Raw genomic sequence first — 26,507 nt, forward strand, 5'->3', positions numbered from 1 at the left:
CCGATATGACTCGTCCCAAACTTCGTTGTGACGCCCGGATTCCGCCCGTCATCGGGCATCGGTTCGAGCGCAGGCCCGTGCAGATGCTAGGTTCTCGTCCATGTCGACCGGCTTGCCCTCAGCTGCGCGCGTCACCTACGTGACCGCCGCGCTGGGTTCTCGGCTGCCGTTGCCGCGCGAACTGTGTTGTATGCGGCACCGCTGACGCCGGCCGTTCCTCTCCGGATCTGTTGATCTCCGGATCCCGATCACTCGATGGAGTGCACCTCGGCCCGCAGCGGTGTTCCCGCGTCCGAGCCCACCGCCGCCGTCACGGCCCCGCATTCTCGAGGATCGAAGTGACCACAGCCGTAGCCCTCGCCCCCCAGCCGACACCGCGCGTCATCGCACCGGAACTGCGACTGTCGCAGACCGCGGCCGGTTCCGTACTCCAGGCGGTCCGCCGAGCGGGCACCGTCACCCGCGACAAACTCGTCCGCGACACCGGACTGTCCGCCGCCACCGTCAACCGGCAGGTGACCGCACTGCTCGACAGCGACATGCTGCGCGAGCGTGCCGATCTGGTCACTCCCGGCGCCATCGGCCGGCCGCGCGTACCCGTCGAGGTGCTGCACGAGCCGTACCTGACGCTGGGCATCCACCTCGGCGCCCGCGTGACCAGCATCGTCGCCAACGACCTGCGCGGACACACCCTCGGCGTCGTCGAGGTGCGCACCCCGCGGTCGGACGCGGTGACCGCACTGTCCGCCATCGCCGCGGCCGCGCGGCGCCACCTCGGCCGCTGGCCGGGCCGCCGGGTGTTGTGGGTCGGTGTCGCACTGGGCGGCCGGGTCGACACCCGCACCGGCACCGTCGACCACCCGCCGCTGGGCTGGAACGATGCGCCGGTCGCGGCGGTGCTGTCCACGCAGCTGAGCCTGCCGGTCTCCGTGGCAGCGCACGTGGAGGCGATGGCGGCGGCGGAATTGCTACTGGCACGCAACAACTTCCGAGATGACGAGGCCGGGAGCAGCCTGTACTTCTACTGCCGCGAGACCGTCGGCGCCGCGCTGACGATCGACGGCAAGGTGCACACCCCGGCGGCCGGCGCCGGCACCATCAGCCATCTGCCGACCGGCTCGGACACCCGCTGCGACTGCGGGCGCACCGGTTGCCTGGAGGCGACCGTCCGCGACTCGTCCGTGGTCGCCGCTGCACTCCGGGACGGACTCATCGACGAGACCGCCGCGCAGTCCGGCGTCGCGGCGGTGCGTCATGCCGCCGACTCGGGCTCGATCGCTGCCCGGCGTCTGCTCAACGAGCGAGCGGAGATCCTCGGTCACGCAGCGGGATTGCTTCGCGACCTGCTCAACCCGGACCGGCTGATCCTGGGCGGGCAGGCCTTCACCGACTATCCGAACGGGAATCATCATGTGATGCGTGCGTTCACCGAGTCGACGAGCCTGCCGCCGATGACCGTGCACGTGTCCGGGTTCGGAGTCCGGGTGCAGCAAGCCGCCGCCAGCGCCACCTCGCTCAGCGCGATCTACTCCGATCCGCTGTCCGCGATGCGGAAGGCGACTGCGCGACGGGACAATTGGCGCTGACCCGGACGCCGGTCCGAGCGGTCGGACACCGTGCTCGGTCCGGCGTCACTTCCGGCGCGTGACGATGTTCAACTCCACCGCCCGCCGCACGAGATCCTGCAGCGCCGCCTCGTCCACGGGATCACCCTCGTGGAAGTCGATGGCGCGGCGGGTGTTTCCCTCCAGGCTGGAGTTGAACAGCCCGGCGGGATCCTGCAGGGACGCACCCTTGGTGAACGTCATCTTCACCACCTGCTTGTAGGTCTCACCGGTGCAGAGCATCCCGTCGTGCTCCCACACCGGAACACCCCGCCACTTCCACGTCTCGACGACCTCCGGATCGGCCTGCTTGACGAGTGCCCGCAACCTGGCGAGCAGGTCGCCGCGCCAGTCCCCCAACTCCGCGATCCGGGCGTCGATCCGTTGTGCGGGCGAGGCGTTCTCGCCTGCATCCTCGTTCGCCATCGTCACACTCTCCTGTCCTCGGTCACACAGCTCGTCGGCTACACAGGTCCTCGGTCACACAGCTCGTCGACTACTCAGAACGGTCGGATTCGGCGATCCGCGCGAGCACCGCCTCCGTCAGCTCGGCCGGCGCCTGCTCCGGTATCCAGTGCGTGACGCCCGACAGCTCGACGAATCGGTAGGGGCCGGTGACGTATTCACCGCATCGCTCGGCCCCGGCGCGTCCCAGTGCGACATCCTCGGTGCTCCACACGTAGGTCGTCGGGACCGTCACCGGCGCCAGCGCCGCGAAGTCCGCGGTCATCGCCCGGTACCAGCCGAGCGCCGCGGTCAACGCGCCCGGTTCGGTGAGCAGCGCGACGTGCTCGTCGACCAACCGCGCGTCGACCGCTCCGCCGAACATCGCACGCAAGCGCTGGGCACCGTCGACGAGCAGCAGGTCCTCGGCCTTGCCCTCCTGCCGCAGCAGTGTGATGTACGACGAGCGTTGCTGCTGATCGGCATCCACGCGCAGTGCCCACCCGAATGCCGCGGGATGCGGCACCGACACCGCCGTCAGCGTCCGCACCCGCTCGGGATACCGCGCCGCCAGGAACCATGCGACGATCGCGCCCCAGTCGTGCCCGACCACATGCGCATCGGTGACGGCCAACGCATCCAGGAGCCCGAGCGCGTCGGCGACCAGCCGATCGATGTGATAGTCGTCAACCGCGACGGGCCTCGCGCCCGGCGAGTAGCCGCGCTGATCAGGCGCGATCGTCCGCAACCCCGCGGCGCCGAGCCGCTCGGTCACCGACCGCCACGACGCCTTCGTCTCCGGAAAGCCGTGCAGCAACAGCACGGCGGTACCGGTGTCGGTGCCGGACACGTCGACGTCGAAGACCAGATCCTCCACCCGAACCGACTCGCCGCTCATGAACCCACTCCTGATCGTCGTTCACCGAAACCATGATCCGACAGCGTCCCCACCTCGAGACCGCGGTCCCGACAGGTCCGGACCGTCGGTTCGACCGCACCGAGCGTGGCGCGCCAGGATCCGGGTTGCGCGTACGCATCGGTGTCGTGCAACAGAATCGTTGCGCCACCGCGCAATCCGGGACGTACCGTGTCGTAGACATCGGCGCTGTCGCGGTCGGCGTACCAGTCCCGGGCCCAGGCCGACCACAGCACCGGGCGCAACCCGACCCGCCGGCAGGCCAGCACCCCCTCCCCCGACAGGACCCCGTACGGCGGCCGGTACCAACGGGGTTCACAGCCGGTGAGCTCGGCGAGCAGGTCGCGGGTGTCCCGCAGCTGCGCCCGCAACCCGGTCGGGCGCGCCAACTGGTTTCGGTGCACCCAGCCGTGCACCTGGATGTCGTGGCCGCGCGCCGCGGCCTCCCGGACCACCGTCGGCGCGCGCACCACCCGTTCGCCGACGAGGAAGAAGGTGGCCCGCACGTCGAGACGGTCGAGCAGGTCGAGGAACCGCGGGGTCGACTCCGGGTCGGGGCCGTCGTCGAAGGTCAACGCCACATGGTCGGCCCGGCCCGGAGCGCGCAGGGCGGGGGCCAGGGTCCGGCGGACCGGCGGCAGCCAGGTCGCGGCCGGCAACACCTGGGCGCCGACGGCGAGACCGCAGGCACCGACGACGGCGCGCCTCATCGACCGGCCGCTCGAACCTCGTGTGTGCGACACGATTCGAACATAGTGTGATCGGCGTGAGTGATGACCGGTTTCTGCTAGTCACCGCGAGCATGGGCGCCGGGCACGATCAGGTCGCCGCCGAGTTGGCCCGCCGTTTCGAGGCGACCGGCGCCCACGCGCAGGTCGTCGACCTGCTCTCGGTGCTGCCGTGGCGCATCGGCACGATGATCAGCGGCGGCTACGCGCGCATGCTGAGGTACGCACCGTGGCTCTACGAGGGGATCTATTCGACCTTCATGGCGCCGCGGCGGGGACCGCGGCCCACCCCCGCCCCGCTGGTCCGGTTGGCCGCGCGCCGCCTGGCCCCGATCCTCGCCGAGACCGACCCCACGTGCGTGGTGTCGACGTTCCACCTGGCCGGTCAGACGGTCGGCCACCTGCGCAACACCGGCCGGCTCGGCGCGCCGTCGGTGGTGGCGGTGACCGAGGTGGTGCCGCACCAGATGTGGCTGGCACGCGGCACCGACCTGTACTGCTGCCTCTACCCGTCGATCGCCGACGCGGTGACCGCGAGGACCGGGACCGCCGCGATCGCGCCCGGCCCGGTGGTCGACCCGCGGTTCCTGCGCGCACCGGGCCCCGAGCCCGGCCGCACCGCGCTCGGCCTGGCGCCCGGCGAGGACGCGGTGCTGATCTCCACCGGCTCCTGGGGCGTCGGCGACCCGGTGGAGATCGTCGCGACGCTGGCCCGCATCGAGAGGGTGCGTCCGGTCGTGCTGTGCGGCAACAACACCCGGCTGCGCGAGCGGGTCGCATCGGTGCCGGGCGCGCTGGCGCTGGGCTGGCGGGACGACGTCCCCGAACTGCTCGCCGCCGCCGCGGTCGTCGTCGACAATGCCGGCGGCTCGATGTGTATGGAGGCCTTCGCCTCCCGGGTGCCGGTGGTCGGGCACCGGCCCATTCCCGGACACGGTGGGCCCGTGGTCCGCGCCTTGGCCGACGACGGGTTGGTCCGCTACGCGGCCGACGACACCGCCCTGACCGCGGCCGTCGAAGCACTGCGCCAGCCGGGGCCGGAGCGCGACGCGCTGGTCCGCCGAGCCGGATCCGTGTTCGCCGAGGATCCGGGCGTCGCGATCACCCGTTGGCTCCGGGCCTCGGTCGCACACTGATCCCCGCGGCTTCGTGCTCGGCCCGCGCCCGCTCGACCGGGGTCTCGCCGGTCACCTGCGGGGTGCGGCTGAGCAGCACGCTGCCCCCGGCGATCAGCAACGCCCCCAGGAACGTCGGCGCCAGCCACCATCCACCGCGGACCTGCTCCTCGAACAGCAGCACGCCGTAGAGCACGCTCGAGAGCGGGTCCAGCGTGGTCACCGCAGGCTGCGATGCGACAAGGCTGCCGGCCTGCTGGGCGTTCTGGTACATGAAGAACGCCAGCACCCCGAAGATCATCATCAGATACAGCTGCCAGGACCCGAAGAGGGCGGCGAATCCGCCGTCGCCGAGCGCGAGCAGCGCGCCCTTCATCAGCGCCGCGGTGAAGCCGAACCCGAGCCCCGAGGCGGCGCCGAACAGCGCGGCGCGCGCACCGCCGCGTGTCGACAATCCGGCGGCGACCAACCCGACACCCACGCCGACGCTGGCCACGCAGGTCCACAACCACGCCCAGACGTCCCGCTGGGTGTCGCTCTCGCCGGGCGCGAGCGAGAGCAGGACCACCACCAATCCGGCGCTGACGCAGAACACCCCGAGCCAGGCATCCCGGTCCAGCCGGGTACGGAAGACGATGCCCGCCACGACCAAGGTCAACGGCAACTCGGTGACCACGAACGGCTGCACCAGCGCCAGTCCACCGAACGAGAGCGCGACGGCCTGGCAGATGAACGCCACGATCAGCGCCGAGAACCCGAACAGCCACACCGGCCGCCGCACCAGGTCGACGATCAGCCCGATCCGCATGCTCAACTCCGGCGGCGCCTGCAGCGCCCCGCGACGCTGCAGCACCGACCCGATGGCGTTGGCCGTCGACGCGAGCAGCGCGAACAGCACCGCTAACACGACGAGCACCTCGGTGTACCGGGCATCGGTGTCAACCCCTCTGGAACGTCCCAGTGCGGCGGTCTGTCGATTGTGATTCAGCCTAGTTCGCGCGGAGTGGCTGCCGGGGATTTCACAGGTTCGGCTGGCAGAATTGCCGAGTTGACCGCGCGCCACCGCAAGGGCGCGCCCACCGGTCCGCGTGCTGTCGGCATCGCCGCCGCCCCATGTGACCTGGGAAGATGAGGAGGCGACCATGGCCGCGCGCAAGATCCTGCTCGGCGGAGCCGCGTTGTCGATGATCGCGCTGGTGGCGACCGGATGCCGGAGCACCAGCTCCACCGGAACCGCCGCCCCCGCCGAATCCGCGCCCGCCGCCGCGATCACCGTCCCGGTGGCCGGGGCGACGCCGATCAACCCGACCACCCCGATCGTCGTCAACGTCGCCGACGGTCAGCTGACCAAGGTCACCGTCACCAATCCCGCCGAGAACGGCAAGGTCGTCACCGGAACGCTGTCACCGAACAGGCAGAGCTGGTCCACCGACGAGGCCCTCGGCTACGGCGCGGGCTACTCGGTGGTCGCGGACGCGGTGAACGCCGCCGGCAAGCCGACCGAGAAGACCTTCACGGTGCAGACGATGAACCCGGCGAGCACCGCCTACGCGAATGTCGTTCCCGCGCCGGATCTGGTGGCTCAGAGCGGTATCGGGGTCGGCCAGCCGATGGTCTTCCAGTTCACCGCGCCGGTGGTCAACAAGGCCGAGGTGCAGAAGCACCTGCACATCACCGTCACCCCGCCGCAGCCCGGCGCCTGGTACTGGGTCGACGACAAGGACGTGCACTACCGCGGCCCGAACTACTGGCTGCCGGGCACCAAGATCCACATCGAGGCCGACGTCTACGGGCTCGATCTCGGCAACGGCGTCTACGGCGCCGAGAACAACTCTGCCGACTACACCGTCCACGACTCGTGGGTCGCCAAGGCCGATGGCAACACCGAAGAGCTGACCGTCTTCCACAACGGCGTGCAGGTCAACCAGATGCCGATGAGCCTCGGCTCGCCGGGCCACCCGTCGCACGAGGGCCCGCACGTGATCTCGGACAAGCAGCCGTCGATCGTGATGGACTCGTGCACCTACGGGGTCTGCGAGGGCCAGCCCGGCTACTACAAGGAGACGGTCTACAAGGATCTGCGGATCTCCAACGACGGCGAGTTCGTACACTCGGCCCCATGGTCGGTCGGCGAGCAGGGGTCGAGCAACGTCTCGCACGGTTGCGTGAACCTGTCCCCGGACAACGCCCAGTGGATGTACGACCACTTCAACATCGGCGACGTCGTCGAGATCACGAACTCGGGCGGCCCGGAACTGCCCGCGTGGGACACCTACGGCGACTGGGACGTGCCCTGGTCGACGTGGCAGGCCGGCGACGCCAACAGCTGAGCCCGTTGATCACCCCGCAGCAGTGGGGAGCACCACCGCGCCGGCTCGTCCGGAGCACGCGGTGACCCCCGACCCGGTGGCCGGCCTGGAGGCCGCGCTGATGGACATCTGGCGTATCGGCCGGGTCCGCCTGCGCGAACGTGCGCGCGAACTCGACCCGAAGCTGGACCCCGCCGGCTTTCCCCTGCTGGTGCTGCTGACCCGCCAGGACGCCATGCCGATGTCGGCGCTGGTCGCGGAACTCGGCATCGAGAAGTCGACGCTGACCCGGCAGATCGACTCCGCGGCCCGCCTGGGGCTGGTCGAGCGGCGGACCGACCCCGAGGACGCGCGGGCCAGGCTGGTCGCGCTCACCCCCGACGCCCGACGCCGGTTGGCGGCCCAACGGGACGTCTATGTCGGGCGCTGGCGCGAGCAACTCGCGCAGTGGGATCCGGACGACGTCGCCACGTTGACGGGGTTGCTGCACCGGCTCTGCCTCACCGACTGAGCGGCCACGCCTGAACCGACAGGCGCCGGCACCACCGTCCCCGACCGACGGCCCCTGAGACGGATCTCACCGTTCATACGACAGATACTTACTTGTAAGTTGCAACCAATATCCATATAGTTGCAACATTCAACCAAGTAAGGGATGTGCGACGTGATTGCACCGGAGACCGCCGAGGCGGTGATCGACCACCTGCGGGCGATCGTCCGCTCCAGCCGCGCGAACACCGCGCGACGGGCGCACCAGTCCGACAGCGGCTTCCTGCCCCCACACCTGGCCGCACTGCTCGGCCACGTACACACACTCGAGAACCATCGGTCGTGCGATCTCGCCGAGAGCCTGAGGATCACTCAATCGGCACTCAGTCGTCAAGTGACACAAGCGATCTCGATCGGCTACATCGAGCGCGTGCCCGACCCAGCGGACGGTCGTGCCGCGCTGCTCTCGCTCACCGCGCACGGCGCCGAGGCGCTGCGCCGCCATCGGCACGAACAGGGCGAATTCCTCCGTGTCGCACTGGCCGACTGGGACGAGGCGGACGGCCGGACCTTCGTCGACCACCTCGCCCGGGTCGCGGCCGCCGTCGACATGACCGACGACGCCCTCGCCGCTTTCTGAATCCGGCCGGCGCACTCGCCTCCACCGAACACCGCCGGCGGGTCGTCCCGCCCGGTCCCTCAACCTGCTTCGATCATCTGGAGACCGCTCGTGAGCACTTCTTCACCCACCACGGTGGCCGGTTCCAACCGGACCAAGCCCCCAGGCACGGACCACACCGGACCCATGACCCAACGCCAGCGCATCGAGGCACTCGTCGGGCTGCTGCTGGGCATGTTCGTCGCGTTCCTGTCGTCGACGATCGTCTCGAACGCGCTGCCCACCATCATCACCGAGCTGCACGGTACCCAGGACCAGTACACCTGGGTGGTCACCGCCACGCTGCTCGCGTCGACCGCGACCACGCCCATCTGGGGCAAGTTCGCCGACCTGGTCAGCAAGAAACTGCTGGTGCAACTGGCGCTGACGGTGTTCACCCTCGGCTCGATCCTGGCCGGCTTGTCGCAGTCGGTGCCCATGCTGATCGGGTTCCGCGTGCTGCAGGGCCTCGGGCTCGGCGGCCTGCAGGCGCTGGTCGTGATCGTCGTCGCGGCGATGTTCAGCCCCCGCGAGCGCGGGCGTTACCAGGGACCGATGGCGGCGGTCATGGCGGTCGCGACGGTGGCCGGACCGCTGATCGGCGGCGTCATCGTCGACACCAGCTGGCTCGGCTGGCGCTGGACCTTCTATGTCGGCGTGCCGCTGGCTGTCATCGCGCTGGTGGTCATCCAGCGCACCCTGAACCTGCCGGTCGTCAAGCGCAACGTCCGCGTCGACTACACCGGGGCGACGCTGATCGCCAGCGGTGTGAGCACCCTGTTGATCTGGGTCACCCTGGCGGGCAAGAACTTCGACTGGGTGTCGCCGATGTCCTTCGGGCTGATCGCACTGGGCATCGCGCTGTTGGCGCTGGCCATGTTCGTCGAGACCCGGGCCAAGGACCCGATCATCCCGCTGCGCCTGTTCCGTGACCGCACCATGACGCTGGCCACCGTCGCCAGTATCTCGGTCGGTGTCGCAATGTTCGGCGGTGCGGTGTTCCTGGGTCAGTACTTCCAGATCGCTCGCGGTTACTCACCGACCGCGGCCGGACTGCTGACCCTGCCGATGGTGATCGGGTCGATGCTCTCGTCGACCATCTCCGGATCGCTGATCACCCGCTACGGCAGGTGGAAGGGGTACCTCGTCGCCGGTGCGGCCGCGATGGCCGCCGGGTTCTTCCTGCTCTCGACCATCGACCACGCCACCAGCATGGTGGTCATCGGCGCCTACCTGTTCCTGCTGGGTCTCGGCATGGGCATGACCATGCAGAACCTGGTGCTCCCGGTGCAGAACAACGTGGCCCCGTCCGACCTGGGCTCGGCCAGTGCGACGGTGTCGTTCTTCCGCTCGATGGGCGGCGCGGCCGGTGTCTCGGTGCTCGGCGCGGTGCTCTCGAGCCATGTCGCCGAACTGACCACCCAGGGCCTGAGCAACGCCGGCGTGCACGCCGCACCGTCCGGCGGATCGGGCGCGGGACTGTCGAACCTCAAGGACCTGCCGGCGGCGATCGCGGGCATCGTGCGCGGCGCCTACGGCGACGCGACCGGCCGGGTGTTCCTGATCTCCGGCATCGTCGCGCTGGTGGGCTTCGTCGCGGTCCTGTTCATCAAGGAGGTCGCGCTGCGCACCCAGAGCGGTGAGGAGCAGCGGTTGTCCGCGGGGACGGGCGCACCGTCCGGCTCTGCCGCTGTCGACGATTCCGTGGCGGCCGTCTCCGAGATCGACGCACTCGGATCCGCTGCTCTCGAATCCGACGGCGCCGCAGCCGAAGTCCTCGCGGCCGGATCCGACCCCGACGGCGACGCCCCGCGCACCGGCGGACGACACGGGTCGAACCGCGTCTCGGTGCTCGGCCACGTGTTCGTCGAGGACGGCGTGACGACCCCGCAGGCGGCGGTCACGGTCGCCGGGGCGGACGGCACGCAGATCGAGCGGACCCTCGTCGAGCCGGACGGAAGCTACGCGCTGCGCGGACTGGCACCCGGCCGGTACACGCTCATCGTGTCGGCACACGGCTACGACCCGCAGGCGGTCAGCGTGAGCGTCGACGAGCACCCCGTCCGTCGGGACTTCGCCCTGTCCGGTGGCGGCACGCTCACCGGCACGGTCATCACCCGGGACCCGGGGACCCCCGTCACCCTGGTCGTCACCGACCTGACCGGAAACGTGGTCGCGCGCACCGAGGCCGACGCCGCCGGCGCGTTCGCGATCCACGGACTGCCGCCGGGCCAGGTGGTGGTCACGGCCGCCGCCGGGGCGCACCAACCCGAGTCGCAGGTCATCGAGATCGTGCACGGCGCGGAGAACGTGGCCGACATCGTGCTCGCGGCGGTCGGCCGGGTCGAGGGCGTGGTCACCGGACCGGGTGGCGCGCCGTTCGCGCAGGCGACCGTCACCGCGCTCGACCCGTCCGGCGCGGTGGTGGCGCGGTCCGCCACCGATGCCGACGGCCGCTACCGGCTGGGCGGTCTGGCGGACGGGCACTATACGGTGGTGACGACCGCCTACGAGCCGAGCGCCGTGCAGGTGGGCGTGCTGGGCGGTCAGGCCAACGTCATCGACGTCGAGTTGCAGCCGGCGGCCGACCGCCCTGGCGACGAGCTGGTCGAGGTCGCCGCGCGCTGAGTCGCGCGTCCCGGAGCCCGCGCCGCGTGTGCGGCGCGGGCTCCTGGGCATGTTCCGGCCGTATCCCCTGCCGCGGCATCCGGATTCGGCCAGGATGAGGCGATGAGCACCGAAACCGGCCCGGAGCGCTTTCAGGTCCTCACCGTCGTCGAGTTGCTCCTCGAGGCGGTCCGCGACGGCGACCGCTGGTCGATCGCGCGGCGGGCCACGGGACCGCTGCTGCGACAGTTGCTCTCCGCCGAAAGCGAGCCCGCCTACGCGCGCCTGCGTGATGCGACGCTGCGCGGCCTGGCCGCCAATCCGGTCGCGGCCGTCGACGGCGACCATGCCGTGGTGATGGGCGCGGTCACCGGATCCGATCACGGGCCGATCCCCTTGGTTGCCATCCTGATTCGCGCGGATGGCGACTCGTGGCTGGTCGCCGAACTCGACACCAGTGCCGCGGTCGACCCCGGCCGCCTCATGGCGGCAGCGCTCGGCCGCGCTCGTGACCGAGAGGACCCGACCTCGACCGACGCCAGGATCATCGCCGACGCCTCCCCGCTCGACCCGCGTGCCGCGGCGATCGACTGGGACGACCCCACCGAGGTCATCCGCACTACCGCGGACGGCCCGATCACCGTCGCCGATGCGCTGGCCGATCTTCCCAAGTTCGGCCGTTCGTGCTGGACGTGGCTGGCGGACGACGGCGTGATGTTCCTCGGGTTGTACCTCCGCGCGCGCCACCCCGAACTCGTCCGCGAACCGGACCGCCCTACGCCGTAGCCGTCTTCTGGTACCGGCGCACGGCGAGCGGCACGAAGATCGCCAGCAGAGCGACCACCCAGATCAGCGTGTAGACGACCGGATGCTGCATCGGCCACGCGTCCAGCTGCGGGACAACCGGATTGGTGTTGCCGAACGCCTGACGTGCCGCCAGCGTGACAGCGGAGACCGGGTTCCAGTCGGCGATCACCCGCAGCACCGTGGGGAAGTTGTCGGTCGGGACGAACGTGTTCGCGATGAACGTCAGCGGGAAGATCACCATGAATGACGCGTTGTTGACCAACTCCGGGGTCTTGACCATCAGACCGACCAACGCCATCAGCCACGACATCGCATAGGCGAACAACAGCAGCAGCACGTACCCGAGCACCGCGTCGAGCACCGACGAACGGATCCGCCAGCCGACGATCAGCCCGGTGATCGACATGACCACCAGCGTGACGATGTTGATGCCCACGTCGGCGACCGTGCGGCCCAGCACGACCGAGGACCGCGCCATCGGCAGCGAGCGGAACCGGTCCATCACGCCCTTCTGCAGGTCCTCGGCCAGGCTCGCCCCGGTGAACGTCGAGCCGAAGATCACCGTCTGCACGAAGATCCCCGCCATGAGGAACTCCTTGTAGTTGACCCCGGGCACCTCGATCGCGCTGCCGAACACGTACGCGAACAGCAGCACGAACATGATCGGCGACAGGGTCGCGAACACCAGCAGGTCCGGCACCCGCTTGATCTTGATCAGGTTGCGTTTGGTGATGACCGCGGCGCCCTCGACCGCATGCGCGACGCTGCTCATGCCCGTACCTCGCTCTGCTCGTCGGCCCGCCACTCGTCTGTGCCGCCGGGGTCCGGCGGATCCTCCCCGGTCGCGGACTCATCGGCCGCGGTGTGACCGGTCAGCGTGAGGAACACGTCGTCGAGGTCGGGCCGCCGCAGGCCCACGTCGACCACCCGGACACCCGCCGCGTCGAGCCGGCGCAGACCCTCCATCAGCACCTCGGTCCCGCCGGCCACCGGCACGCTCACCCGCCGCGCCTGCTCGTCGACCCCGGCGCCCTCGATGCCCAGCGGCGCCAGCAACTCCAGCGCGGTGTGCAGCAGCGCCGGATCGGTGACCACGCATTCGAGGCGCTCGCCGCCGACCTGCGCCTTGAGTTGGTCGGCGGTGCCCTCGGCGATGATCGATCCGCGGTCCATCACCACGATCGAGTCGGCCAACCGGTCGGCCTCCTCGAGGTACTGGGTGGTCAGGAAGATCGTCGTACCGTCGCCGGCCAGACCGGAGATGAAGTCCCACATGGAGATCCGGCTGCGCGGGTCGAGCCCGGTGGTCGGCTCGTCCAGGAACAGCACCTTCGGGTGCCCGATCAGGCTGGCCGCGATGTCGAGCCGACGGCGCATCCCGCCGGAGTAGGTCTTGGCGGTCCGGTCGCGGGCGGCCAGAAGATCAAACCGGTCGAGCAGTTCGTCGGCGCGGCGCCGGCTCTCCTTCTTGCCCAGCCCGAACAGCCGGCCGACCATGTCCAGATTCTCGAAGCCGGTCAGGTACTCGTCGACCGCCGCGAACTGGCCGGTCAGCCCGATCACCGACCGCACCTCGTCGGCGCGCGCGGCGACATCCATGCCGAACACCTCGGCCCGCCCACCGTCCGCCGACAGCAGCGTGGCCAGGATCCGCACGAGCGTCGTCTTGCCGGCCCCGTTCGGGCCGAGCACCGACAACACCGAGCCCACCGGGACCTGCAGGTCCACCCCGTCCAGCGCCCGTGTCTTGCCGCCATACGTCTTGGTCAATCCCTCGACCACTATCGCCTGCGTCATGTCCACCTCGCGGTTGTCCGGCCGGCGCCGCCGCCGACCCTTCTCCTGTGGTCAGACCGCCCGGAGGCCGAGAACTCATCGCCGTCCTGACGTGTGCAGGTGACGGTAGCGGCATCGTCCGACAGAATCACCCGGTTATCGGCGACTATCCTCGGGACCGTGCCGTCCGTCCCGCTGCCCGTGCGCGACGGGCTCAACCCGAGCCGGCTGCGGATGCCCGCGGACGGAACGTGGGCCACGGTGCTCGAGTACCTGCTGGCACGCTTCCCCGACGATGCGGCGCGGCTGCGCGAGAAGGTCGCGGCCGGCGAGGTCGTCGACGGTGACGGCGCGCCGATCGATGCGTCGACAGCGTTTCAACCGCACACCTTCGTCTACCTGTACCGCGACCCGCCGGTCGAGCCGCGGGTGCCCTTCGAGATCGAGATCCTGCACCGCGACGAGAACCTGCTGGTCGTCGACAAGCCGCACTTCCTGGCCAGCACGCCACGCGGACGGTTCGTGGTCGAGTCGGCGCTGGTGCGGCTGCGCCGCGATCTGGACCTGCCCGACCTCGCCCCCGCGCACCGGCTGGACCGGTTGACCGCCGGGGTGCTGGTGTTCACGGTCCGGCCGCAGGCGCGCCGGGCTTATCAGGAACTGTTCGCCGCACGCCGGGTCCACAAGGAGTACCGGGCGCTCGCGGATGTCCGGCCGGATCTGGCGTTCCCGCTGACCGTGCGCAACCGGATCATCAAGGAACGCGGCGTGTTACAGGCGCAGATCGTGCCGGGCGAGCCGAACGCCGAGACGCGCATCGAACTGCTCGGTGACGACAACGGGATCGGCCGCTACCGCCTGCTTCCGCACACCGGCAAGATTCACCAGCTGCGGGTGCACATGTGCGCGTTGGGGATTCCCCTTCACGGCGACAGCCTGTACCCGATCGCCCAAGATGTCGCGGTCGACGACTACAGCTCACCGCTGCGGTTGCTGGCCCACTCGCTCGAGTTCGACGACCCGCTCGACGGTCGACCGCGGCGCTTCGTCAGCCGTCGCACCCTCTGAGCGGATCATCCGGCCCCGAGTCGCAACGCGCTCACAGCTTGTCGCGGAACATCGCCTGGCGCTTCTCTTTACGTGCGCGGGTGGCTTCCTCGAAGTTGTCGGTCATCAGCCGCACCAGCAACTGGCCGAGTCCCTCCTGGTTCATGTGCTGCGACAGGCTGGCCGCGTCGAGGCCCGACCACAGCGTGCGCTTGGTCAGTTCGATGCCCGGGCGGGAGAACGCGGTGATGCGGTCGGCGAGCGCGATGGCCTCGTCGAGCAGCGCGGAGGGTTCGACCACGCGGGAGACCAGCCCGATGCGCTCTGCCTCCTCGGCGTGCACGTCACGACCGGTCAGCATGATCTCGAAGGCGCGCGAGGAGCCGATCGCCCGCGGCAGCAGGTAGCTCAGGCCGAGCTCGCTGGCGGTCAGGCCGTTGTTGATGCCGGCCGCGCGGAAGTACGCCGTGGTCGAGGCGATCCGGATGTCGGTGGCCAGCGACAGGCACAGGCCGCCGCCGATCGCCGGGCCGTTGATCGCGGAGATGACCGGCTGGTGCATTTTCCGGAACGCGTTCACCACGTCGTCGAGCAGTTCCATCGAGCGCAGCGCGATGGTCGGGCGGGTCAGTCCCTCTGTGTACGGCACCCGCCCGGCGGCGACCTGGTCGGCGCCCGAGCAGAAGCCCTTACCGGCACCGGTGAGCACGACCGCGCGCACCTCGTTGTCATGGCTGATCTGCTCGATCGTCTCCTTGAGCGGCACCATCACGTCGAACGCCATCGCGTTCATCCGCTCCGGGCGGTTCAGCGTCACGACGGCGACATTCGGTTTCGGCTTGTCCACGAGCACAAAGTCCACGGGTCCCGACCCTACGCGAAGTCGCGTCGGATCGGGACCCGTTTCTGAAACGTGTTCTAGCCGCCTTCGGCTAGGTGATCGTGATGCCGCCGTCGACCGCGATGGTCTGACCGGTGACGTACCCGCCCGCGTCGGACGCCAGCCACACGACGCTCGCCGCCAGCTCCTCCGGATCGCCCATCCGCGGAATCACCATGCGCTGCGCCATCGACTCGAGATAGCCCGGCTGGTAGGTGTCGGTCATCTCCGACTTGAAGAACCCCGGCGCGATGGCGTTCACGCGGATGCCCTTGCGGGTGCCCCACTGCTGGGCGAGGTCCCGGGTGAGCCCGATGATCGCGGCCTTGCTGGCGCTGTAGGCGGCCTGCGGCAGGCCCGCGGTGGTCAGCCCGAGCACGCTCGAGATGTTGACGATCGAGCTGCCGGGCCGCATCACCCGACCGCACGCCTGCGCCATCCAGTACGACCCGTTCAGGTTGATGTCGACCACCTGACGGAACTGCTCGGGCGTCTCCTTGGTCGCCGGCACCGCGGTGCCGATACCGGCGTTGTTGACCAGCACGTCGACCCGGCCGAACCGCTCCATCGCCGCGTCGACCAGGCGCTGGGCGTGTGCGGGGTCGGTCACGTCGGTCTCGACCGGCAGTGCGGTACGCCCCGCCGCCTCGACCAACCGGGCGGTGTCCTGCAGGCGGTCGGCGCGGCGCGCGGCGAGCACCACGTCCGCCCCTGCCTCGGCGAGCGCCTGCGCGAAGCTCACCCCGAGCCCGGACGAGGCGCCGGTGACGATCGCGACCCGGCCGTCGAGCCGGAACTTGTCGAGCACTCCCATGGTCAGTCCTTCGGTCCGCCGGCGACGTACAGCACCTGTCCGGACACGAATCCGGCTGCCTCACTGGCGAAGAACGACGCCGCGTGCGCGATGTCCTCCGGCTGTCCCGGACGGGCGACGGGGATCTGCGCGGCCATGAGCTTCTTGAAGTCCTCGAAGTCGGCGCCGACGCGGGCCGCGGTGGCGGCGGTCATGTCGGTGACGATGAACCCCGGGGCGATCGCGTTGGCGGTGACGCCGAACTTGCCCAGCTCGATGGCGAGAGTCTTGGTGAAGCCCTGCATGCCGGCCTTGGCCGCCGAGTAGTTCACCTGACCGCGGTTGCCCAGCGCCGACGTGCTCGACAGGTTCACGATGCGCCCGTACGCCGCGTCGACCATGTACTTCTGCACGGCGCGGGTCATCAGGAACGCGCCGCGCAGGTGCACGTTCATCACCATGTCCCAGTCGTCGACGGACATCTTGAACAGCAGGTTGTCGCGCAGGATGCCGGCGTTGTTCACTAGCACGGTCGGCGCGCCCAGCTCGGTCGCGACCTTCTCGACCGCAGCCGCGACGGCGGCCTCGTCGGACACGTCCGCACCCACCGCGAGAGCCTGCCCGCCCGCGGACTTGATCGCATCGACCGTTGCCGCACAAGCGGATTCGTCGAGGTCGAGCACGGCCACCTGGAACCCGTCAGCGGCCAGGCGCTTGGCCACGGCCGCGCCGATCCCGCGCGCCGATCCGGTGACGATCGCTGTGCGTTGGGTCATTTGCCTTCTCCTTTGTCGCGGTACTTGCGCAGTTCCTGCCGGGCGATGGACATCTTGTGCACCTCGTCGGGGCCGTCGGCCAGGCGCAGCGTGCGCAGGTGCGCCCAGAACGCCGCCAGCGGCACGTCGTCGGTGACCCCGGCCCCGCCGAACACCTGGATGGCGCGGTCGACGATCTTGAGTGCGACGTTCGGCGCGGCGACCTTGATCGCCGCGATCTCGATGCGCGCCTGCTTGTTGCCGACGGTGTCCATCAGGTGCGCGGCCTTGAGCGTGAGCAGCCGTGCCATCTCGATCTCGATGCGCGCCTCCGCGATCCAGTCCTGGATGTTGGAGCGGTCGGCGACGGGACGGCCGAACGTGACCCGCGAGAGCGCCCGCGTGCACATCAGTTCCAGTGCGCGCTCGGCCATGCCGATCGCGCGCATGGCGTGGTGGATGCGGCCCGGCCCGAGCCGCGCCTGGCTGATCGCGAACCCCTCGCCCTCACCCTTGAGCACGTCCTCGATCGGGACCCGCACGTCCCGGAAGTCGATCTCGGCGTGGCCCTCGCGGTCCTGGTAGCCGAACACCGGGAGGTTGCGCAGCACGCTCACGCCGGGGGCATCGATCGGCACGACCAGCATCGACTGCTGCCGGTGGGTCGGCGCCGTCGGGTCGGTCTTGCCCATCACGATGAGCACCTTGCAGTTCGCGTGCAAACCGTTGGAGGTGAACCACTTCCGGCCGTTGAGCACGTACTCGTCACCGTCGCGGGCCATCGACATCTCGATGTTGGTGGCATCCGAGCTCGCAACCGCCGGCTCGGTCATCGCGAACGCCGACCGGATCGTGCCGTCGAGCAGAGGCCCCAGGTACTTCTCCTTGTGCTCGTCGGTGCCGAAGAGCGTGAACACCTCCATGTTCCCGGTGTCCGGGGCGTTGCAGTTGCACGCCTCCGGCGCCAGCGCCGGGCTGCGGCCCATGATCTCGGCCAGCGGCGCGTACTCGAGGTTCGTCAGGCCCGGCCCCCATTCGGGGTGCGGGTGGAAGAGATTCCACAGGCCGCGCCGGCGCGCCTCCGCCTTGAGCTCCTCGAGGATCGGCGGGTGGAAGTGCGGGTCGCCGGACTCGCGCATCTGCTGCGCGTAGACGGCCTCGGCCGGGTAGATGTGCGAGTCCATGAACTCCAGCAGATCCGCCTGGTACTTCGCCCCGCGTTCGGAGACGTCGAACATGGACATGCGTCCTCCTTCAGTGGGTGTGTCGAAACTGTGTGTCGAAACCTGTCACGCGACCGGCCCTTGCGCGTCCGAATCGCCCAGCAGCGTCGCCTGATAGCGGCGCATCCCGCGCAGCCAGCGGTCGTAGTCGGCGCCCTTGTGCCGGTACATCTCCAGCACCTCCGGATGCGGGAGGATCAGGAACTGCTCGGCGTCGATCGCGGCCAGCACGCACTGCGCGACGTCATCGGGCGCGAGCACCCGGCCCGCCGCCGTGACCGCCGTCGTCGCCGCCTCGCCGACGGGGTCGCCCGCGGCGAATCCCTCCCGCAGCAGCGGTGTGTCGACACCCATCGGGCACAGGCAACTGACCCGGATCCCCTTGTCGCCGTATGTCACCGAGAGCCACTCCGCGAATCCGACGGCGGCGTGCTTGCTGACCGAATAGGTGGCTGAACCGATCTGGGTGAGCAGGCCCGCCGCCGAGGCGGTGCTCACGAAGTAGCCGGAGCCGCGCTCGACCCAGCCGGGTACGAGCAGCTGCGCGGCGCGTACGTGCGCGCGCAGGTTGACGTCGAGGGCGCGGTCCCAGGCGTCCTCGCCCGCGTCCAGCCCCACGCCGCCGGTGACCCCCGCGTTGGCGAAGTACATGTCGACAGGGCCGAATACCGTTGTAGCGGTGTCGATCAGCCCGGCCATCGCGCCGCGGTCGGCGACGTCGGCCCCGACCGCGAGTACCGCGCCGGGGTGATCGGCCTCGATATGTGCGGCGGCGGTGCCCGCCGCGGCCGCGTCCAGGTCGGCGACGACCACCCGGGCACCGGCCTCGGCCAGCCGCGCCGCCAACGCGCCGCCGATTCCCCCGCCACCGCCGGTGACGATTGCGACCTTGCCTGCTGGGTTCACGAAAGCTCCTCTCCACCGCGCGCGGCGGGCACATCCGAAAAGCGAAGCGCGTTGGCCCACAGCCGGGTGACGGTGTCGACGAGTTCGCCGAAGTCCACCGCACCGGCCTCGTCTCGCACGAAGACGCTGTAGGCGAGCCGGCTGACCATCCCCGACAACGCCCGCGAGGCGAGCAGCGCGTCGATCGCGGCGTCGGCGACGCCGCGGGACTGCAGCTCGGCGATGCCGCGGGCGTTGCGCCGGATGAACGCCTCGGCGCGGCGGGAGCGGTAGTCGGCGAACCGGCGGTCGACCTGTGCGACCTGCTCGAGCAGGCCCATCAGCTTGGCGTTACGGCGGTAGGCCTCGAGGTAGGCCCGATTGCTCGCCTCGAGGATCCGATACGGGTCGTCGGACTCACGCAGCCGGTTGACCCCGGGGTGCAGCATCTCCTCCTGCGCCTCGTCGAGGACCGCGGCAAGGATCTCTTCCTTGTTGGCGAAGTACGTGTAGAACGACCCGGTCGCGCAGTGGGCCTCGCGGGCGATGTCCGCCAACCGGACGTCGAGGTAGCCATCGCGCTCGAAGACCGTGCGCGCGGCCGCCACCAGGGCGGCGCGGGTGCGTGCTCCCCGCGCCGTCGCAGGCGGCTCGCGCAAAAGGTCCGGCGGCGTCATCGACGGCGGGGCCTCGCCCCAGTCGCGGTCCGCCGGATCGGTCATGACACCGTTATACCTGAATCCGACGTCAAGTTCGATGTTTTGCGGAAAGTCGCAGCTCAGACCCCGTCGAGGTATTCGATCTGCGGCTCGCCGGCGAGCAGCGCACCGAGCTTGCCGAAGGACTCCCGGAAGTAGTCCGAGGTGCCGTGGGCGCGCAGCGCGTCGGCGTCGCGGTAGAGCTCCATGAACTTGTAGACGTTCGCGTCCGCCTTTGAGCGGGTCAGCTGGTAGAGCAGGTTGCCGTCCTCCTGCGCGCGGACCTTCTCGATCAGCTCCGCCGCCACCGCCTCGAACTGCGGTCCGTTGCCGTCCTGGACGGTCATGGTCGCGATGACCCCGATCATGCTGCCTCCGTGGTGTTTCGACGTCCGGCCGACTGCCGGACGGGTGTCACGTGTCTAGCACGGCGATGCCCACCGAATCGAGGGTTGGGCACCCGGCCCGGCGAGCGACACTGGTTCACTGACACCGTGAGCCCCGCACCGATCGAACCAGCCCGCACCGAAGACGATGTCCGCGCCTGCTTCCCGCTGTTCCGGGAACTGCGCCCGTTCCTCGACGAGGAGACCTTCCTGTCCCGGTGGCGGCGCCAACGCGAGGAGCGCTACGAGCTCGTCTACGTGCGCGACGGTGACGGCCAGATCGTTGCGGCGGCGGGGTTCCGCGAGATGACGACGATGGCCTGGGGACACGTCCTCTACCTCGACGACCTCATCGCGCTGCCGACGCATCGCGGGCGCGGCCTCGGTTCGCTGCTGCTGCGCTTCCTGCAGGACGAGACCGTGCGCCGCGGCTGCGACCAGCTACACCTGGACACCGGGTACACCCGGCATGCGGCGCACCGCAGCTACCTGCGCAACGGATTCGACATCGTCTGCCACCACATGGCATGGGAGCCGCCGGCCGACAGCCGCGGGTGAGTGTGTCGAAAGCCGGCTTCGTGAAGGTGTTTCGACACGGAGTTTCGAGATGAACTTCTGAGACAGTCCGGCCTGGGGTGGTCGAGCCTGGTGATCAGCGATGCCCGGCCGTCTCACTTCCAAGGATGTGAGACGGGCCTGAAAATGGTTCGACGAGCGTGTTTGCCCGCGCGGACGATAGTCCACCACCCCAATAGGGAACTATCAGCTTGCATGCGCGACGACTGAATCTCCCAAGTCCCTGCGAACGTCTTGGGCGGCCAAGAACTGCTGCTCCAAGTCGTCACAGAGAGCGAAGAGGGCCTCCACCGCTTCTGCAATCCGAACCTGCTCACCCAAGGGAGGAACCGGCACCGCCAAGGCTCCGATTCGATCCCGCGTCACGTTGCTCATCGTGCTGGTTCCAGAAGACTTGGCCGAGTAGTAGCGCTGCACCTCGGTGCAGTCGTTCAAGATCGCCCAGTATCGGGTCGACGCCTCAGCGAGGAACGACAACCGAATGTGCTTGTCCGAGAGCATGAGATGTGACTCAGTTTCGGTCACGATCGCCCCGCGTCCGACAAGCCCCTTCGAACCACTAGCTCGAATCATCACAAACTCGCCCGGCTGGACCTCCAGCTGCGGCCGAGGTTCGAGAGTCGGCGGAAGCTTCTTGTTGGCAGCTTCTTCGAACGCCCCTCGCGAAACGGCGCTCGTTTTGAGTACTCCCCACTCACCGGGACCCGCCTGTTCGATGAGGCATTGGGGGCTCCATCCCGAGTCGCTGGCAATGAAGAACTCATTGGCCCGCGCCCACGTCCATCCCCCAGGAAGCGTGAACGAAACCTCGCCCGGCTCCACTGAGGCAAACTGCTTCGGCTTGCGGATCTCCTTGGCCCTGACGAGGCGGTCGCGCTCGGCCGCGATCTGCGTGAGGAGATCGGTGGCGGGCACATCGTCGGGGTCTCGGTGAGTCAGCCGTCCACGGACGGCAAGATCAAGTATCGCCTGACGTATGCGCTTCAGCGCGGCGAGGTCGCCTTCGCCCGGCACGAGGTGGAGGCCGATGTTGTCGGCGAAGGCCCCTACCGCTGTCCGTAGGTCGTCGGGCCGGCTCGCCTTCGAGACGCGGTGCAGGGTCGCTGCCATCAGTGTCGAGCGTGCCTCGATCCGAACGGCCTGCTGTTCCTCCAGTTCATCGCACAGAGCCATGAGTTCATCGACGCGGCGGACGATGCGTTTCTGCTCTTCGAGCGGCGGGACGGCAACCGGGATTTGATTCAGCCTTGTCTGATTCAGTTTGGGCTGTGCAGTGCCAGTCACGTATGGGGCGAGGCTGGTCGCATTGACGAAGACCGCGAGGTACTTGAGGCACGCCACGTCCACAGAATCGAGAACGTGAGCGTGGTTGTTCACCCAGTAACGGCCGCGGGCAACGAATGCCACTGGGGTCGATCGCAGCAGAAGGTTTGCGCCGTCTTCGCCGATAAGGAGAAGAGGCTTGTCGAAGAGGTAGTCGTCAACGGTGTCGATCACTCCTGACGCGCCGTAGTAATCGTACGGGCCACCTCTCCTAGCGCGTTCGCTGCCGGAAAGAGGCACTCGTTTGCTGTCGAGGTTGATGCAGGTGTCCCGAAGATGCGCCCACGACCAGCCTGTTGGCAGCGAGTACAGCGCATCAACGTCACTTGAAAGGAAGTCATCTGTGGCCCTCCTGAGTTCGCCAGCCGCCAGTCGGCGCTGCCGTTCGGCTTGGACATTCGCTAGATGGACGGCCGCTGGTTCATCGGTGGCGAGCGGAGTTGTGAGCCTCCCTCGAACGGCGAGGGAGAGGATCAGTTGACGGAGCTTACGGATGCCCCCGGGCGCATCGGCGATGTGGCCGAACGAGTCGAGGAAGGTCTGCTTGTTCACTTCAGCCCGTCGTCAATCGCAGCAACCAACGCGTCGCGAAGGCTGGTCCGGGTGGCGTTGATCTCGCCCAGGAGCTCTTCGTACTCCTTGAGCAACTCGTCGGGGTCGCGGTGGTCGGCGTCGACCTTGTTGGGGTTGGCGATGTCGAGGTTCCAGTCGCCCTTGACGTCGTCGATGGAGACCTTCCACGCGACCTCGGACTCGACGCGGTTGCCCCACCAAGCCTTCTCGGCCGCGAACTCTTCGATGCGGATTGGCTTCGTCTTGGAGTAGTTCTTGTAGCCCGCCGGGTACTGGTGCTCGTAGTACCAGATCTCGGTCGTGGGCTGCCCTTTGGTGAAGAACAGCAGGTTCGTCGCGATGCTCGTGTACGGGTTGAAGACACCTTTCGGGAGCCGAACCACGGTGTGCAGGTTGCATTCCGTCAGCAGCTTCTCCTTGATGCGGGCCTTCACGCCGTCACCGAACAAGGTGCCGTCGGGCAGAACGACGGCGGCTCGGCCACCGTCCTTGAGCAGATGCTCGATGAGCACGAGGAACAGATCCGCCGTCTCCCGGGTGCGGTAGGCCTGCGGGAAGTTGTTCTCGATGCCCGGCTCCTCGGTGCCGCCGAACGGCGGATTGGTGAGGATGACATCGACGCGGTCAGCGTTGCGATAGTCACGCAGCGGCCGGCTGAGGGTGTTGTCGTGGGCGATGTTGGTCGGCACGTCGATGCCGTGCAGGAGCATGTTGGTCGTACACAGCAGGTGCGGCAGCTGCTTCTTCTCCACCCCACGGATCGAATCCTGGATGTGTGCCTCGTCGTCGGGTGTCTTCACATGGTTCACGCGGACATGCTCGATCGCTCCGGTGAGGAAGCCGCCGGTGCCGCAGGCAGGGTCGAGCACCTTCTCGCCGAGCTTCGGGCCGACGATGTCGATCATGAACTGGGTGACCGCACGCGGGGTGTAGTACTCGCCGCTGTTGCCGGCGCTCTGGAGGTCCTTGAGGATCTGCTCGTAGATGTCGCCGAACAGGTGCCGGTCCTCAGACCGGTTGAAGTCGATCTCGTTGATCTTGTTGACGACCTGCCGGATCAGGGTGCCATTCTTCATGTAGTTGAAGGCGTCCTGGAAGACGTTGCCGATCACGCTCGCGCGGCCCGTCGTCGCCGTCTCGGCGAACTGCTTGAGCGTCGGGAACAGGTCGTTGTTGACGAATGTGAGCAGGGCGTCGCCGGTGATGCCCTCCTTCGAAGCCGCCCAGGTGCGCCAGCGAAGCTCTGTCGGGATCGGGGACGTGTAGTCGGGGTCGAGCAGTTCGGTCTCGGCCTCACGATCGTCGAAGATCTTGAGGAAGAACATCCAGGCGAGTTGGCCGATCCGTTGTGCGTCGCCGTCGATGCCTGCGTCTTGGCGCATGATGTCCTGGATCGACTTCACGGTGCCGCTGATGGTGCTCACAAACGTTCCTTACTGCGCTGCCGCGTAGAGGTGCTGCTCCAGCTCTTCGACGGCGGAGTCGTATCCAACCTTGCCGCCGAACTCCTTGACGATCTCGAGCGGGGTGCCGATGTCGGGGAATGGCCTGATCTGGAGGATCTTCGCGTCATGGTCCGGCTCGACGCCCTCGTCTGCGTACTTGTCGAGCAGCGCCTGCAGTGTCGCTTGAACTTTGGAGGAGTATTTGGCCCAGTAGCCGGTGGCGTGGACGTTGCTGGCCCGCTGACGGCGGGTCAGTGGCGGTTGGCCGAAGGCGACGTGGCACACGAGGTCGAAGGGGCTGAAGTCCTTGCCGACTTCCTCGGCGAGGGCTTCGAAGAAGACGCCCTGATTCTGCAGCTCGGAGATGATCGCCTGCTTGCTGTCGGCATGATTCCAGCGCGTCAGGAACGCGTAGAGGGTCGGGTACGCGTCGTGCACCCGCTTGCGGGTGTAGTCGGTGAGGCTCTCGGTGATCAGTTTGCCGTCGGTCCCCATGTACTGAACACGCTCGGCCACGAGCTCAACCGGCACGTCACCGACGACATACTTCGTCCGTCGCTCGGGCGGTTCCGGTGGATCAGCCGGTGGGTCGGTCACAGTGGGGTCGGCAGGACCGGAAGGACCTGGATCAGCCGGCGGGTCAACCGGATCGTCCGGACCGGGGGTGTAGATGACCACCGGCGACCCATCGAAGCCCGGGTCGGCGAACAACTCCGTAACACGGCGGAAGTCCATGATCGTGAAGTAGAACTTGCCGTGCTCTTCGTTGATGCGGGTGCCGCGGCCGATGATCTGCTTGAACTTGGTCATCGAGCTGATCGACTGGTCCAAGACGATGAGCTTGCAGGTCTGAGCGTCGACACCGGTCGACATGAGCTCACTCGTGGTCGCGATCACCGGATAGCGCGACTCGGGGTCGATGAAGTTGTCGAGTTCGGCCTTGCCTTCCGCGTCATCACCGGTGATGCGCATGACGTACTTGCGGTTCTCGGCAACGAGGTCGCTGTTCTCGTTCGCCAGGGCTGAGCGCATCCGCTCGGCGTGGTCGATGTCCTGGCAGAACACGATGGTCTTGGCGAATCGGTCGCCCGACTCCGTCAAGTATTGGGTGACCTTCTCAGCGACCAACTTGGTGCGCTGCTCGAGGACCAGTCCGCGGTCGAAGTCGCGCTGGTTGTAGATCCGGTCCTCGATCACCTGGCCGTGCTTGTCGGCTTTTCCAGCCTCGGGACGCCAGCCGGCGACGTCCTTGTCGAAGTCGATGCGCACGACCTTGTAGGGCGCGAGGTATCCGTCGTCGATGCCCTCCTTGAGCGAGTAGGTGAAGACCGGCTCGCCGAAGTAGGTGATATTCGAGGTGTCGGACGTCTCCTTCGGGGTCGCGGTGAGCCCGATCTGGACGGCGTCGTTGAAGTAGTCGAGCACCTCCCGCCACTGGGCGTCTTCCCGGGCACTTCCCCGGTGACACTCGTCGACCACGATGAGATCGAAGAAGTCGGGCGAGAACTGCTTGTAGATGTTCTGTGCATCCTCGGTACCCGTGATGGCCTGGTAGATGGCGAGGAAGATCTCGAAGGACGGGTCGGCCGTGCGGTTGGTGATCTTGGTCATCGCGGTGCCGAACGGCTTGAAGTCGTTGACCCGTGTCTGGTCGATCAGGATGTTGCGGTCCGCGAGGAACAGCACCCGTTTAGCGCGCTGGGACTTCCACAGTCGCCAGATGATCTGGAAGGCGGTAAACGTCTTGCCGGTGCCGGTGGCCATGACAAGGAGGGCCCGGTTCTGCCCGCGTGCCACTGCCTCGACCGTCCGGTTCACGGCCTGGAGCTGGTAGTACCGCAGCTCCTTGCCCCGGAAGTAATAGTCCTGCTCGATGACCTGGGTCTCGACGGTGTCGGGCTCGATGCCCTTCCACGCGAGCCACTTACGATGCAATTCCTTCGGTGACGGGAACTCGTCGAGGGTCAGTTCGCGCTCGATGTCACCGGAGGTGACCGTTCGGTCGTGAAACAGGAAGCCGTCACCGTTCGAGCTGAACACGAACGGTACGTCCAGACGATCTGCGTAGCCGTGTGCCTGCTGCATGCCGGCACCGAGGCTGTGGTTGTTGTCCTTGGCCTCGACGACCGCCAGCGGCAAGCCCGGCTTGAGGAACAGCACGTAGTCGGCGGCCTTGACGCCCTCGCGGGCGTGGAGCTTGCCGCGCACCACGATCTTGCCGGGCGCGATCGTGTATTCCTCGCGCATCTGACTCTTCTCAGGATCCCAGCCCGCGCGCACGATGGCAGGTGTGATGTACCGAGTGCGGATCTCGGTCTCCTTCAATGCCTTCTTGTCGAGCGCGCTCACGACGCCATCACCATCACCATCACGATCGTGATCCTATTGGGCAGGGCAGACGGCACTCGGGCAGATCGCCTCGTTCGTTGACGCGCCGGGATGGGAGCAGGTTCTTGGAGCCGGTGGTGGA

General features: G+C 68.3%; 25 protein-coding genes and 1 pseudogene. 10 read left to right on the top strand and 16 right to left on the bottom strand.

Annotated features, from left to right (window positions below):
• The first annotated feature begins 338 nt into the window (after nucleotides 1-338).
• Complete coding sequence (locus G4X40_RS05465; RefSeq protein ID WP_277830692.1) at nucleotides 339-1,586, top strand: ROK family protein; 1,248 nt, start codon at nucleotides 339-341, stop codon at nucleotides 1,584-1,586.
• Between the two features lie 45 nt (nucleotides 1,587-1,631).
• Here G4X40_RS05465 and G4X40_RS05470 read toward each other — a convergent pair whose 3' ends face one another.
• The 3 genes from G4X40_RS05470 to G4X40_RS05480 form a co-directional block, all read right to left on the bottom strand.
• Nucleotides 1,632-2,030, bottom strand: coding sequence for a DUF1801 domain-containing protein (locus G4X40_RS05470; protein ID WP_277830693.1), 399 nt, complete (start codon nucleotides 2,028-2,030; stop codon nucleotides 1,632-1,634).
• 70 nt (nucleotides 2,031-2,100) lie between these two features.
• On the bottom strand, nucleotides 2,101-2,946 hold the full coding sequence (locus tag G4X40_RS05475; RefSeq protein WP_277830694.1) for an alpha/beta fold hydrolase: 846 nt from the start codon (nucleotides 2,944-2,946) through the stop codon (nucleotides 2,101-2,103).
• Nucleotides 2,943-3,674, bottom strand: coding sequence for a polysaccharide deacetylase family protein (locus G4X40_RS05480; protein ID WP_277830696.1), 732 nt, complete (start codon nucleotides 3,672-3,674; stop codon nucleotides 2,943-2,945). The genes G4X40_RS05475 and G4X40_RS05480 overlap by 4 nt, the downstream gene beginning before the upstream one ends.
• A gap of 56 nt (nucleotides 3,675-3,730) precedes the next feature.
• Here G4X40_RS05480 and G4X40_RS05485 point away from each other — a divergent pair, with 56 nt between their 5' ends.
• A complete protein-coding gene (locus G4X40_RS05485; RefSeq protein WP_277830697.1) occupies nucleotides 3,731-4,828 on the top strand; it encodes an MGDG synthase family glycosyltransferase in 1,098 nt (365 codons plus the stop codon).
• Here the strand turns inward: G4X40_RS05485 and G4X40_RS05490 are convergent.
• A complete protein-coding gene (locus tag G4X40_RS05490) occupies nucleotides 4,794-5,714 on the bottom strand; it encodes a DMT family transporter (RefSeq protein ID WP_277830698.1) in 921 nt (306 codons plus the stop codon). The genes G4X40_RS05485 and G4X40_RS05490 overlap by 35 nt on opposite strands.
• A gap of 235 nt (nucleotides 5,715-5,949) precedes the next feature.
• Here G4X40_RS05490 and G4X40_RS05495 point away from each other — a divergent pair, with 235 nt between their 5' ends.
• The 6 genes and pseudogenes from G4X40_RS05495 (at nucleotide 5,950) to G4X40_RS05515 (ending at nucleotide 11,656) form a co-directional block, all read left to right on the top strand.
• Nucleotides 5,950-7,137: a L,D-transpeptidase gene (locus tag G4X40_RS05495; protein ID WP_277830699.1), complete on the top strand. Its 1,188-nt coding sequence runs from the start codon at nucleotides 5,950-5,952 to the stop codon at nucleotides 7,135-7,137.
• A gap of 61 nt (nucleotides 7,138-7,198) precedes the next feature.
• Nucleotides 7,199-7,627, top strand: a complete 429-nt coding sequence (locus G4X40_RS05500; RefSeq protein ID WP_277831302.1) for a MarR family winged helix-turn-helix transcriptional regulator — start codon at nucleotides 7,199-7,201, stop codon at nucleotides 7,625-7,627.
• Nucleotides 7,628-7,780: 153 nt separating this feature from the next.
• Nucleotides 7,781-8,245 carry a MarR family winged helix-turn-helix transcriptional regulator gene (locus G4X40_RS05505; protein ID WP_277830701.1) on the top strand — a complete coding sequence of 155 codons (465 nt, stop codon included), beginning with the start codon at nucleotides 7,781-7,783 and terminating at the stop codon, nucleotides 8,243-8,245.
• Nucleotides 8,246-8,410: 165 nt separating this feature from the next.
• A pseudogene (locus tag G4X40_RS22925) lies at nucleotides 8,411-9,919 on the top strand (MFS transporter); the annotation flags it as partial.
• 204 nt (nucleotides 9,920-10,123) lie between these two features.
• Nucleotides 10,124-10,891 (top strand): MSCRAMM family protein, encoded by a 768-nt coding sequence (locus tag G4X40_RS22930; RefSeq protein ID WP_408642141.1) that lies wholly within the window; start codon nucleotides 10,124-10,126, stop codon nucleotides 10,889-10,891.
• A 102-nt stretch (nucleotides 10,892-10,993) separates the two neighbouring features.
• A complete protein-coding gene (locus G4X40_RS05515) occupies nucleotides 10,994-11,656 on the top strand; it encodes a hypothetical protein (RefSeq protein WP_277830703.1) in 663 nt (220 codons plus the stop codon).
• Here G4X40_RS05515 and G4X40_RS05520 read toward each other — a convergent pair.
• Both G4X40_RS05520 and G4X40_RS05525 read right to left on the bottom strand, forming a co-directional pair.
• Nucleotides 11,646-12,449, bottom strand: a complete 804-nt coding sequence (locus G4X40_RS05520; protein WP_277830704.1) for an ABC transporter permease — start codon at nucleotides 12,447-12,449, stop codon at nucleotides 11,646-11,648. The two genes, G4X40_RS05515 and G4X40_RS05520, sit on opposite strands and share 11 nt — an antisense overlap.
• Nucleotides 12,446-13,474, bottom strand: coding sequence for an ATP-binding cassette domain-containing protein (locus tag G4X40_RS05525; RefSeq protein ID WP_277830705.1), 1,029 nt, complete (start codon nucleotides 13,472-13,474; stop codon nucleotides 12,446-12,448). The genes G4X40_RS05520 and G4X40_RS05525 overlap by 4 nt, the downstream gene beginning before the upstream one ends.
• Before the next feature lie 159 nt (nucleotides 13,475-13,633).
• Between G4X40_RS05525 and G4X40_RS05530 the strand changes: the two genes are divergently transcribed.
• Nucleotides 13,634-14,521: an RluA family pseudouridine synthase gene (locus G4X40_RS05530; protein WP_277830706.1), complete on the top strand. Its 888-nt coding sequence runs from the start codon at nucleotides 13,634-13,636 to the stop codon at nucleotides 14,519-14,521.
• Between the two features lie 31 nt (nucleotides 14,522-14,552).
• Here G4X40_RS05530 and G4X40_RS05535 read toward each other — a convergent pair whose 3' ends face one another.
• The 7 genes from G4X40_RS05535 to G4X40_RS05565 form a co-directional block, all read right to left on the bottom strand.
• Nucleotides 14,553-15,362, bottom strand: coding sequence for an enoyl-CoA hydratase (locus G4X40_RS05535; protein ID WP_277830708.1), 810 nt, complete (start codon nucleotides 15,360-15,362; stop codon nucleotides 14,553-14,555).
• A gap of 70 nt (nucleotides 15,363-15,432) precedes the next feature.
• Nucleotides 15,433-16,194: an SDR family NAD(P)-dependent oxidoreductase gene (locus G4X40_RS05540; protein ID WP_277830709.1), complete on the bottom strand. Its 762-nt coding sequence runs from the start codon at nucleotides 16,192-16,194 to the stop codon at nucleotides 15,433-15,435.
• Nucleotides 16,195-16,196: 2 nt separating this feature from the next.
• Nucleotides 16,197-16,949, bottom strand: a complete 753-nt coding sequence (gene fabG / locus G4X40_RS05545) for a 3-oxoacyl-ACP reductase FabG (RefSeq protein WP_277830710.1) — start codon at nucleotides 16,947-16,949, stop codon at nucleotides 16,197-16,199.
• Nucleotides 16,946-18,172: an acyl-CoA dehydrogenase family protein gene (locus G4X40_RS05550; protein WP_277830712.1), complete on the bottom strand. Its 1,227-nt coding sequence runs from the start codon at nucleotides 18,170-18,172 to the stop codon at nucleotides 16,946-16,948. The genes fabG and G4X40_RS05550 overlap by 4 nt, the downstream gene beginning before the upstream one ends.
• 45 nt (nucleotides 18,173-18,217) lie before the next feature.
• Entirely contained in the window at nucleotides 18,218-19,057 is an 840-nt protein-coding gene (locus G4X40_RS05555; RefSeq protein WP_277830713.1) for an SDR family oxidoreductase, read from the bottom strand.
• Entirely contained in the window at nucleotides 19,054-19,758 is a 705-nt protein-coding gene (locus tag G4X40_RS05560; protein ID WP_277830715.1) for a TetR/AcrR family transcriptional regulator, read from the bottom strand. The genes G4X40_RS05555 and G4X40_RS05560 overlap by 4 nt, the downstream gene beginning before the upstream one ends.
• Nucleotides 19,759-19,814: 56 nt before the next feature.
• Nucleotides 19,815-20,102 carry a putative quinol monooxygenase gene (locus G4X40_RS05565; protein WP_277830716.1) on the bottom strand — a complete coding sequence of 96 codons (288 nt, stop codon included), beginning with the start codon at nucleotides 20,100-20,102 and terminating at the stop codon, nucleotides 19,815-19,817.
• A gap of 126 nt (nucleotides 20,103-20,228) precedes the next feature.
• On the opposite strand from G4X40_RS05565, the gene G4X40_RS05570 reads away from it, so the two are divergent.
• Nucleotides 20,229-20,678, top strand: a complete 450-nt coding sequence (locus tag G4X40_RS05570; RefSeq protein ID WP_277830717.1) for a GNAT family N-acetyltransferase — start codon at nucleotides 20,229-20,231, stop codon at nucleotides 20,676-20,678.
• A gap of 204 nt (nucleotides 20,679-20,882) precedes the next feature.
• Here G4X40_RS05570 and G4X40_RS05575 read toward each other — a convergent pair whose 3' ends face one another.
• Genes G4X40_RS05575 through hsdR form a run of 3 tightly spaced genes read right to left on the bottom strand, consistent with a single transcriptional unit; the run spans nucleotide 20,883 to nucleotide 26,386 of the window.
• Nucleotides 20,883-22,571 (bottom strand): restriction endonuclease subunit S, encoded by a 1,689-nt coding sequence (locus tag G4X40_RS05575; protein ID WP_277830718.1) that lies wholly within the window; start codon nucleotides 22,569-22,571, stop codon nucleotides 20,883-20,885.
• Nucleotides 22,568-24,016 carry a type I restriction-modification system subunit M gene (locus G4X40_RS05580; protein ID WP_277830719.1) on the bottom strand — a complete coding sequence of 483 codons (1,449 nt, stop codon included), beginning with the start codon at nucleotides 24,014-24,016 and terminating at the stop codon, nucleotides 22,568-22,570. The genes G4X40_RS05575 and G4X40_RS05580 overlap by 4 nt, the downstream gene beginning before the upstream one ends.
• A 9-nt stretch (nucleotides 24,017-24,025) precedes the next feature.
• Nucleotides 24,026-26,386 (bottom strand): EcoAI/FtnUII family type I restriction enzme subunit R, encoded by a 2,361-nt coding sequence (gene hsdR / locus G4X40_RS05585; RefSeq protein ID WP_277830720.1) that lies wholly within the window; start codon nucleotides 26,384-26,386, stop codon nucleotides 24,026-24,028.
• Nucleotides 26,387-26,507 lie beyond the last annotated feature (121 nt).

Origin of the sequence: Speluncibacter jeojiensis (assembly GCF_029589495.1) — a bacterium.
Classification (GTDB): domain Bacteria; phylum Actinomycetota; class Actinomycetes; order Mycobacteriales; family Mycobacteriaceae; genus Speluncibacter; species Speluncibacter jeojiensis.